Annotated in this window: 1 pseudogene; it reads right to left on the reverse strand. The window is 61.7% G+C overall.

Features of this window, described 5'->3' with window-relative positions:
* Positions 1–804: pseudogene (locus ACWKV5_RS29610) on the reverse strand (helix-turn-helix domain-containing protein); the annotation flags it as partial.
* Positions 805–907 lie beyond the last annotated feature (103 nt).

The raw sequence follows: 907 nt of genomic DNA on the forward strand, positions 1-907 counted from the left end.
CACAGCGCTGGGCGGTCGGCAGATAGGTAATGTCGGCCACCCAGACCTGCTCCGGCCCGGTGGGGATGACTTGGTTCGGGCCGTCCTTGAGCAGATTGGGATGGCGCCGGAAGCGATGATGACTGTGTGTGGTCTTGTGATACGCCCGCTGCGGCACGACCAGCAGCCGGGCTGCACGCAGGAGATCGAACAGGCGATCCCGGCCAACCTGGATGCCTGCCTCGGCCAGGGGCGTGCGCAGCACGTGCTGGAGCTTGCGCGTACCCAAGCGCGGCTGGCGCAGCCGTAAGTGGTTGACCAACGCACAGACCTTGGCCTCACGCGCGATTTGCCGTGTCTCGCTTTGCTGGCGTTTGTAGTACGCCTGGCGGCTGATGCCAATGTAGCGGCAGGCCCTGCCCACACTCAGCCCTTGGACGAGCTTTTGCGTGAGGACCTGCCCGAAGGCTTTTTTACGACGCGCGCCCCATGCTCTTTCTGGATCACGTCGATCACCGCCTCGAACAGGCGTGCCTTCTCTTGGGCCTCCCGCAACTGCACTTCCAATTCCTTGATGCGCTGCTCAGGCGTGAGCGGCTTGCGCTGGCTGGTTTGATTTCCCATCGTGGTTTTGGCCGCCGCCGAGGCGCTCCAGTCCTGTCGTCCGTGCTTGCGCAACCATACCAGCACCGTCGAGCGACCCTGAATGCCATAGCGTCGCTGCGCCTCTTTGTAGGTCAGCTCGCCTTTTTCCACCTGCTCAACCACTGCCAACTTAAAAGCCAGCGTGTAGTCCCTCTGCGTTCGCTTCTTCTGCCCTTCCATCTTGACCCTCACTCCCTGGCGGGGAAAAAGTGTCAACCTTATTCAGGACGGGTCACGGGCAACAAAAAAGGAGGCCGAGGCCTCCTTCTTTTTTGCGGCTGAC

It is taken from the genome of Pseudomonas oplopanacis (assembly GCF_057128725.1).